7 protein-coding genes are annotated in these 8,387 nt (G+C 63.4%); 6 read left to right on the top strand and 1 reads right to left on the bottom strand.

The genetic code is table 11. The annotated features are described in order from the left end of the window. Positions 1–316: 316 nt before the first annotated feature. Positions 317–1,738, bottom strand: a complete 1,422-nt coding sequence (locus tag B5G28_RS10200; protein ID WP_087248435.1) for a glycine--tRNA ligase — start codon at positions 1,736–1,738, stop codon at positions 317–319. Positions 1,739–1,958: 220 nt separating this feature from the next. On the opposite strand from B5G28_RS10200, the gene B5G28_RS10195 reads away from it, so the two are divergent. The 6 genes from B5G28_RS10195 (at position 1,959) to infB (ending at position 8,367) form a co-directional block, all read left to right on the top strand. Further along, positions 1,959–3,203 (top strand): aminopeptidase, encoded by a 1,245-nt coding sequence (locus tag B5G28_RS10195; RefSeq protein ID WP_087248431.1) that lies wholly within the window; start codon positions 1,959–1,961, stop codon positions 3,201–3,203. A 217-nt stretch (positions 3,204–3,420) separates the two neighbouring features. Continuing rightward, positions 3,421–3,903, top strand: a complete 483-nt coding sequence (gene rimP, locus B5G28_RS10190) for a ribosome maturation factor RimP (protein WP_087248428.1) — start codon at positions 3,421–3,423, stop codon at positions 3,901–3,903. Positions 3,904–4,057: 154 nt separating this feature from the next. Next, on the top strand, positions 4,058–5,203 hold the full coding sequence (gene nusA, locus B5G28_RS10185) for a transcription termination factor NusA (protein WP_087248426.1): 1,146 nt from the start codon (positions 4,058–4,060) through the stop codon (positions 5,201–5,203). A gap of 17 nt (positions 5,204–5,220) precedes the next feature. Further along, on the top strand, positions 5,221–5,514 hold the full coding sequence (locus B5G28_RS10180) for a YlxR family protein (protein WP_087248424.1): 294 nt from the start codon (positions 5,221–5,223) through the stop codon (positions 5,512–5,514). Further along, positions 5,501–5,878: a 50S ribosomal protein L7ae gene (locus B5G28_RS10175; RefSeq protein WP_087248422.1), complete on the top strand. Its 378-nt coding sequence runs from the start codon at positions 5,501–5,503 to the stop codon at positions 5,876–5,878. Before B5G28_RS10180 ends, B5G28_RS10175 begins: the two co-directional genes overlap by 14 nt. Next, complete coding sequence (gene infB / locus B5G28_RS10170) at positions 5,875–8,367, top strand: translation initiation factor IF-2 (RefSeq protein ID WP_087248420.1); 2,493 nt, start codon at positions 5,875–5,877, stop codon at positions 8,365–8,367. The genes B5G28_RS10175 and infB overlap by 4 nt, the downstream gene beginning before the upstream one ends. Positions 8,368–8,387 lie beyond the last annotated feature (20 nt).

Below are 8,387 nucleotides of genomic sequence, written 5' to 3'. Positions count from 1 at the left end.
TTTTGGGGGAACTCCCGCTGCAAGTTTTCGCTGCTTTCGATTATATCGGGAAAGAAATCCACGCATTTCCTTATATGTGAATCCCAGCTTCTCTCCAATCTGACGCAGAGTCATTCCCTAGCTGCGAAGCTCTATTATTTCCTTCTCGTGTTCCTGAATGTGGCTGTATTTTCTGGGCATAGCAAAGACCTCCTGTAGTAGTTTTATTCTACCACAGGAGGCCTTCTTTTTTCACTGTCTACTTTTACTGGAGCAGTTCAGATGGGAAGAGCAGGGGCGCTGTTTTTATGGGTTCAGAAGCTCAGCGGGGGACAGATCAGAAGGCGATCTTCTCCTCCAGCCAGCTGCGCAGCTGGTCGATGGGCATACGGACCTGTTCCATGGTGTCGCGGTCGCGGACGGTGACGCAGTTGTCGGCTGCGATGCCCTTGGCCTCGTCGCCCACCGTGTCAAAGTCCACGGTGATGCAGTAGGGCGTGCCGATCTCGTCCTCGCGGCGGTAGCGCTTGCCGATGGAGCCGGTCTCGTCGTAGTCCACCATGAAGTACTTGGACAGCTCGTTGCGGATCTCCATGGCCTTGGGTCCCAGCTTCTTGCTCAGGGGCAGGACGGCGCACTTGAAGGGAGCCAGAGCCGGATGCAGGTGCAGCACGGTGCGGATATCTTCCTTGCCCTTGGCGTCGGTCAGGTGCTCCTCGTCGTAGGCCTCGCACAGGAAGGCCAGGGCCACGCGGTCGCAGCCCAGAGAGGGCTCGATGACGTAGGGGATATAGTGTTCGCCGCTCTCGGCGTCGAAGTACTCCAGGCTCTTGCCCGAGGCCTCCTGATGACGGTTCAGGTCATAGTCGGTGCGGTCGGCAATGCCCCACAGCTCGCCCCAGTCGGTGAACGGGAAGGCGTACTCAATGTCGGTGGTGGCACGGCTGTAGAAGGCCAGCTCGGCGGGCTCATGGTCCCGCAGGCGCAGGTGCTCTTCCTTGATGCCCAGGCTCAGCAGCCAGTTCTTGCAGTACTCCTTCCAGTAGGCGAACCACTCCAGGTCGGTGCCGGGCTTGCAGAAGAACTCGCACTCCATCTGCTCGAACTCGCGGGTGCGGAAGGTGAAGTTGCCCGGGGTGATCTCGTTGCGGAAGGCCTTGCCCACCTGGCACACGCCGAAGGGCAGCTTGCGGCGGGTGGTGCGCTGGATGTTGGCAAAGTTGACAAAGATGCCCTGAGCGGTCTCGGGCCGCAGGTAGCACACCGAGGAGCTGTCCTCGGTGACGCCGATGGCGGTCTTGAACATCAGGTTGAACTTGCGGATGGGGGTGAAGTCGTGCTTGCCGCAGACGGGGCAGACCACCTGCTCATGCTCGGCGATGAACTGGTCCATCTCGTCAAAGCTCATGGCGTCCACGTTGACGTCGGGGAACTCGTCCGAGATCAGCTTGTCGGCGCGGTGACGGGCCTTGCAGGCGCGGCAGTCCAGCAGGGGGTCCGAGAAGCTGGCCACGTGGCCGGTGGTCACCCAGGTCTGGGGGTTCATCAGGATGGCTGCATCCAGGCCCACGTTGTAGGGGCTCTCCTGCACAAACTTCTTCAGCCATGCCTTCTTGACGTTGTTCTTAAATTCCACGCCCAGGGGGCCGTAGTCCCAGCTGTTGGCCAGGCCGCCGTAAATCTCCGAACCGGGGAAAACGTAGCCCCGGTTCTTGCACAGGGCGACAATCATATCAAGGGTCTTTTCGCTGTGTTCCATAACAAATACATCCTTTCCGTCCGCGGCTGGTTTGCCGTGTCGTTGTGTCGGCCCGGGCCAGCCCCGGGCGCAGTACCTCTTTACTTTACCATGTTCCGCGCAAAATAACAAGGCCTGCAGCGGTTTTGGGGCGGGCGGTGGACAACCGGGGCCGATTGGGCTATACTGATAGCAAAACCATTATCATCCGGCCTGCCCGGCCGGGAAAGGATCAGGAACTATGGAAAACTTTGCACAACTGCTGAAGCAATACGCCGAATTCATCGTCCGGGTGGGCTGCAACGTCCAGCCGGGCCAGACCCTGATTATCAGCGCGCCCCTGGCGGCGGCCCCCCTGGCCCGCCTGTGCGTCCGCAGCGCCTTTGAGGCCGGCGCCCGGGATGTCCGGGTGGACTGGAGCGACGACGACGTCACCCGCACCCGGATGGAGCTGGGCGCCGAGGAGGCCCTCTGCGACGTCAAACCCTATGTCCTGCGCAGCTATCTGGACTACGCCGAGAGCGAGGGCAGCGTCTGCGTCCTGAGCCTCCTGGCCAATGACCCCGAGGCCATGGCCGGCCTGGACGCCGGCAAGGTGAGCCGCGTGTCGGCGGCCCGCCGCAAGGCCCTGCGCCCCTGGCGGGAGTACACCATGAACGACCGGGTGCAGTGGTCCATTGCGGCCATGCCCTCTCCGGCCTGGGCCAAAAAGCTGTTCCCCGACCTGCCGGAGGAGGAAGCCGTGGAAAAGCTCTGGCAGCTGATCTTTGATACCTGCCGGGTTACCGGCGGCGACCCCGTCCACGCCTGGCAGGCCCATCTGGACCGCCTCAAGACCCTGCAGAACAAGATGAACGCCCTGGACCTGGAGTCGGTACATTTTGAGAGCTCCAACGGCACCGACCTGACGGTGGGCCTGGCCGACGGCGCTGTCTGGGAGAGCGCTTCCAGCGTCAGCGAGAAGGGCTATGTGTTCCTGCCCAACATCCCCACCGAGGAGATTTTCACCGCTCCCCACAAGGACAAGGTCAACGGCGTGGTCTATGGCACCAAGCCCTATATCCACGGCGGCCAGGCCATCAAGGGCTTCCATGTGACCTTTAAGGACGGCCGGATTGTGGAGTACGGCGCCGAGGAAAACGAGGCCCTTCTGGGTGAAATCCTGGACACCGACGAGGGCGCCCGCCACATCGGCGAGGTGGCTCTGGTGCCCGCCTCCAGCCCCATCAACCGCAGCGGCGTCATCTTCTACAGCACCCTGTTCGATGAGAACGCCTCCTGCCACATCGCGTTCGGCGCCAGCTATCCCGGCACCACCCGGGGCGGCACCACCCTGTCGGAGGAGGAGCTGACCGCCCGCGGCATGAACCAGTCCCTCATCCATGAGGACGTCATGATCGGCGCCGAGGACACCCGCATCACCGGCCTCACCCGGGACGGCTGCACCGTGCCTCTGTTTGAGGGCGGCGAGTGGGTCCTGGCTTAATTCATCCGGAAACTTCTGGGAGAAGGAGGGCACGGCCCCTCTTTCTCCCTTTTGTTTAGGGACGGGAAGGGGCCTTTCGGACGGGGAGGGGCCTCTTTTCTTTCAAAATACTTGCATATTCCGCCGATGTGTGGTATATTCTGATAGTACGAATACACGATTGAATGGAAAGTGGGCCGCAAGGTCCGCTTTTCTTGTTTGATATGGAGGTTTAAGCATGGCGAAACAAGCTGGCGGCAATACCGCGCGGCGGGTGGAGGCTCTGGTGCGCCCCATTGTGGAGGGCATGGGCCTGCGGCTTTGGGATGTGGTCTTTGAGAAGGAGGGTCCCGACTGGTACCTGCGCGTTCTGATTGACCGGGACGGCACCATGGATACCGATACCTGCGCAGAAGTTTCCCATGCGCTGGACCCCGTGCTGGATGCGGAGGACCCCATCCCCCAGAGCTACTATCTGGAAGTGGGTTCCCCCGGCCTGGGCCGCCGCCTGACCCGTCCCGAGCACTACGACGCCATGATGGGCCAGAAGATCCGTCTGCGTCTGTACCGCCCCGATGCGTCGGGCCGGCGGGATCTAGCCGGCATCCTGACGGCGCGGGAAGAGGACACCATTACCATTGAGACCGAGGCAGGCCCCGCCCAGGTGGCCCTGAGCGCCATCACCATGGCCCGTCTGTGCGACGACGAGGACCTGTTCTGATCCCTGCGGCCCCCAGCGGCGCAGGATTTCTGCCCGGCTCCGCGCCCTTTGGGGCGGGACGCCGGCGTCCGGCCTGTGCCCAGGACGTCCGGGCCGGACGTACACCCTTTGACAGCCTGATTGAATGAGAACATACCGGGAGGAAGACTTAAAAATGGCAGGCAACAACGAATTTTTTGAAGCGCTTACCATGCTGGAACATGAGCGCGGCATCACTGCAGAATACCTGATCGAGAAGATCCGCGCGGCCATCGTCATTGCAGTCAAGAAGAACTACGATGTCGAGGACGACAATGTGGCGGTGGAGATCGACCCCACCACGGGCAAGTTCAACGTTGCCCTGGTGCAGGAGGTCGTGGCCGATGAGGATTGGGTGAGCGAGTACGCCGAGATCCCCCTGAGCAAGGCCCAGACCCTCCGCCGGACCTATCAGCCCGGCGACCGGGTCATCACTCCCCTCAAGACCAAGGAGTTCGGCCGCATCGCTGCACAGACCGCCAAGCACGTGATCCGTCAGGGCATCCGTGAGGCCGAGCGCAGCCAGCAGCTGAGCGAGATCCAGTCCAAGAGCCACGACATCGTCATGGCCACGGTCACCCGCGTGGATCATGAGCGCGGCATCGTGGCGGTGGATATGGGCAAGGGCGGCGAGGCCATCCTGCCCCGCAGCGAGCAGGTGCCCGGCGAGACCTACACCGAGGGCCAGCAGCTGCAGGTGTATATCATCGACGTGGTCAGCACCGAGCGCGGTCCCCGCGTCATGATCAGCCGCACCCACCCCGGCCTGGTCAAGCGCCTGTTTGAGCTGGAGGTCCCCGAGATCTTCGACGGCACCGTCGAGGTCAAGGCCATCAGCCGCGAGGCCGGCACCCGCACCAAGATGGCGGTTGCCTCCCGCGACCCCAACGTCAACCCCGTGTCGGCCTGCATCGGCCCCCGCGGCGACCGTGTGGCCGCTGTGGTGGAGCACCTGCACGGTGAGAAGATCGACATCGTCCAGTGGAGCGAGGACCCCGCCGCCTTCATCGCGTCGGCCCTCAGCCCGGCCAAGGTCCTGAAAGTGGAGCTGCTGCCCGGCGAGACCCGCTCCTGCCGCGTCACCGTGCCCGACGGCCAGCTGAGCCTGGCCATCGGCAACAAGGGTCAGAACGCCCGCCTGTGCGCCCGTCTGACCGGCTATAACATCGATATCCGGCCCGAGAGCGGCTACTACGGCGAGGAAGAAGACAAGCCCGAGGACGCTCCCGTTGAGAGCCCCGCAGCCGAGGCATCGGCTCAGCCGGACGAGGCCGCTGAATAAACAGGGGAGGGAAACGGATGCCGCAAAAGAAGATACCCATGCGCCAGTGCATCGGCTGCCAGACCAGCCGCCCCAAAAAGGAGCTGGTGCGTGTCGTGCGGGGGCCGGACGGCTCCATCAGCATCGACACGGTGGGCAAAAAGCCGGGCCGGGGAGCTTATCTCTGCCCCGACCCTGCCTGCCTGGCCAAGGCGCAGAAGAAAAAGGCGCTGGAGCGCAGCTTTGAACAGCCCGTCCCCGCCGAAGTTTATGAGGCGCTGGCCGCACAGCTGGCCGCCGCCCAGGAGGAGGGAACCGATGCCAAAGCATAACACTGCCCCCAAGAAACCGGCCCTGCCCCCGGAGGACGCATTGTTCCAGGCCCTGAGCCTGTGCCGCAAAGCCGGCAAACTGGTGATGGGCTTTGACGCGGTGGAGGACGCCGCCGTCAAGGGTACGGCCTGGCTGGTTCTCACCGCAGCGGATGCCAGCCCCAAGACGGTGCAGCGCATGGCGCGCAACGTCGGCGACCTGGTGGACGTTCTGCCCACCCCGCTGACTATGGACCGTCTGGCTCCGCTGGGCCGCCGCCCCGTGGCCGTCTTTGCCGTGACAGACCGCAATCTGGCCCGGCTGTGCTACGACCGCCTGGATGCGTGCGGCACCATCAAACACGAGGAGGAAATGACTGAATGATCGTAAAATATAAAGTGACCGATTTTGCAAAGGACACCGGCCTGCCCGTCAGGAAGATCCTCGATACGCTGGCTGCCATCGGCATCGAGGGCAAGAAGAACAGCTCTGTCCTGGAGGAAAAGGACCTGAACGCCCTGCTGGACCGGCTGAGCCGGGACAACAGCGAGGCAGACCTGTCGGCCTTCCTGAACAGCGCCAAGCCCGAGCCCGCCAAGGAGGCAGCCCCTGCTGCCAAGGCCAATGCCCCCAAGGCAGCCGCCAAGAACAGCGACAAGGCCGGCAAGGGCGGCAACGCCCAGGCCGCTGACAACAGCGGCAAGCAGCAGGCGCAGGCTGCCAAGAACAATAACAACAACGGCAATAACGCCAACAGCGCCCGCAAGAACCAGCCCCAGCAGCCCCACAAGAAGCGGGACGAGAAGACCGTCTCCTTCAGCGAGCTGGCCCGTGAGACCGGCACCAAGGCATCGGCCGCCGAGGCTGTGGAAGTCAAGCGCGAGAGCAACCAGGTGACGGTGGATACCCGCACTGTGGACGTCAACGTGGACCGCTTCGATGTCCGCTACGACGACCTGGCCTCCACCAAGAACACCGAGAACCGCCGCAAGCCCACTCCCCAGGGCAACAAGCAGAAGTTCTCCCAGCGGACCCAGCGTCAGCGCCAGCAGTTCCAGAAGGGCAAGCGGGAGACCGAGGCCGAGCGGATGCAGCGCATCCAGCTGGAGAAGGCCCGCAATGCCCAGCTGAAGGTGTCCATCCCCGATGAAATCACCATCGCCGACCTGGCCGCCCGCCTGAAGCAGCAGGCCAGCAAGGTTATCGCCAAGTGCATGCAGATGGGCGAGATGCACGCCATCAACGACGTCATCGACTTTGATACCGCCTGCCTGATCGCCGAGGAGTTCCACGCCAAGGTGGAGCACGAGGTCCACGTCACCATCGAGGAGCGCCTGTTTGTGCAGGAGGAGGACAACGAGGCCGATCTGGTGTCCCGTCCGCCGGTTGTCTGCGTCATGGGCCACGTTGACCACGGCAAGACCAGCATTCTGGACGCCATCCGCAAGACCAACGTCACCGCAGGCGAGGCCGGCGGCATCACCCAGGCCATCGGTGCATACCAGGTCAAGGTGGGCAACGACCTGATTACCTTCCTGGATACCCCGGGCCATGAGGCATTCACCTCCATGCGTGCCCGCGGCGCCAACATGACCGACATTGCGGTCCTGGTGGTGGCTGCCGACGACGGCATCATGCCCCAGACCATTGAGTCCATCAACCACGCCAAGGCCGCCGACGTCAAGGTCATCGTGGCCATCAACAAGATGGATAAACCCACCGCCAACCCCGAGCGCGTCATGGAGGATCTGACCAAGTACGGCCTGATCTCCGAGGACTGGGGCGGCGATACCGCCTGCATCCCCGTGTCGGCCCTCACCGGCATGGGCATCAATGACCTGCTGGAGCGGATCGCTCTGGAGGCCGAGGTCATGGAGCTGAAGGCCAACCCCAACCGCCGCGGCAAGGGCGCTGTGGTGGAGGCCCGTCTGGACAAGGGCCAGGGCCCCATCGCTACTCTGCTGGTCCAGAACGGCACCCTGCACGCCGGCGACGTCCTGATTGCCGGCACCGCCGTGGGCCGTGTCCGCACCATGCGGGACGACAAGGGCCGCGCCATCACCACCGCCGGCCCCTCCACCCCTGTGGAGATCACCGGTCTGACCGCTGTGCCTGAGGCCGGCGACCTGTTCGAGGCCGTCGAGGACGAGCGCCTGGCCCGTGAGCTGGCCGAGAAGCGCGCCGCCGCCGCCCGCGAGAAGCAGTTCTCCGCCTTCCAGAAGGTCACCCTGGATAATCTGTTCACCCAGATGGCCCAGAATGACATGAAAGAGCTGGCCATTGTGGTCAAGGCCGACGTCCAGGGCTCTGCCGAGGCCGTCAAGCAGTCGCTGGAGAAGCTGTCCAACGAGGAGGTCCGGGTCCGGGTCATCCACGCCGGCGTCGGCGCCATCAGCAAGTCCGACGTGGACCTGGCTGACGCTTCCAACGCCATTATCATCGGCTTCAATGTCCGTCCCGACAACATCGCCAAGGAAGAAGCTGCCGCCACCAAGGTGGAAATGCGTATGTACCGCGTCATCTACGACGCCATCAACGATGTTTCGGACGCTATGAAGGGTATGCTGGCTCCCAAGTTCCGCGAGGTTTCTCTGGGCGAGCTGCAGGTCCGCCAGGTGTACAAGATCAGCAGCGTGGGCACCGTCGCCGGCTGCCGCGTCACCTCCGGCAAGATCACCCGCGACAGCAAGATCCGCGTGGTCCGTGACGGCATCGTCATCGCCGAGGACGAGATCGCATCCCTCCGCCGCTTCAAGGACGACGTCAAGGAAGTGGCCGACGGCTACGAGTGCGGCGTCACCCTGGAGAAGTTCTCCGACGTCAAGGAGGGCGACGTGTACGAAGCCTTCCGCATGGAGGAGTACAGAGACTGAGAATCCCCGGCCCGGGGCCG

Origin of the sequence: Faecalibacterium sp. An77, from assembly GCF_002161315.1 — a bacterium.
Lineage (GTDB): Bacteria > Bacillota > Clostridia > Oscillospirales > Ruminococcaceae > Faecalibacterium.
This window is presented reverse-complemented; position numbering and strand designations above follow the sequence as displayed.

Bases quoted from the DNA above. Each gene is read 5' to 3' on its own strand.
- rimP (WP_087248428.1), top strand. From the start codon at position 3,421: ATGGCGAAACAAGCTGGCGGCAATACCGCGCGGCGGGTGGAGGCTCTG.
- B5G28_RS10180 (WP_087248424.1), top strand. From the start codon at position 5,221: ATGCCGCAAAAGAAGATACCCATGCGCCAGTGCATCGGCTGCCAGACC.
- B5G28_RS10195 (WP_087248431.1), top strand. From the start codon at position 1,959: ATGGAAAACTTTGCACAACTGCTGAAGCAATACGCCGAATTCATCGTC.
- infB (WP_087248420.1), top strand. From the start codon at position 5,875: ATGATCGTAAAATATAAAGTGACCGATTTTGCAAAGGACACCGGCCTG.
- nusA (WP_087248426.1), top strand. From the start codon at position 4,058: ATGGCAGGCAACAACGAATTTTTTGAAGCGCTTACCATGCTGGAACAT.
- B5G28_RS10175 (WP_087248422.1), top strand. From the start codon at position 5,501: ATGCCAAAGCATAACACTGCCCCCAAGAAACCGGCCCTGCCCCCGGAG.
- B5G28_RS10200 (WP_087248435.1), bottom strand. From the start codon at position 1,738: ATGGAACACAGCGAAAAGACCCTTGATATGATTGTCGCCCTGTGCAAG.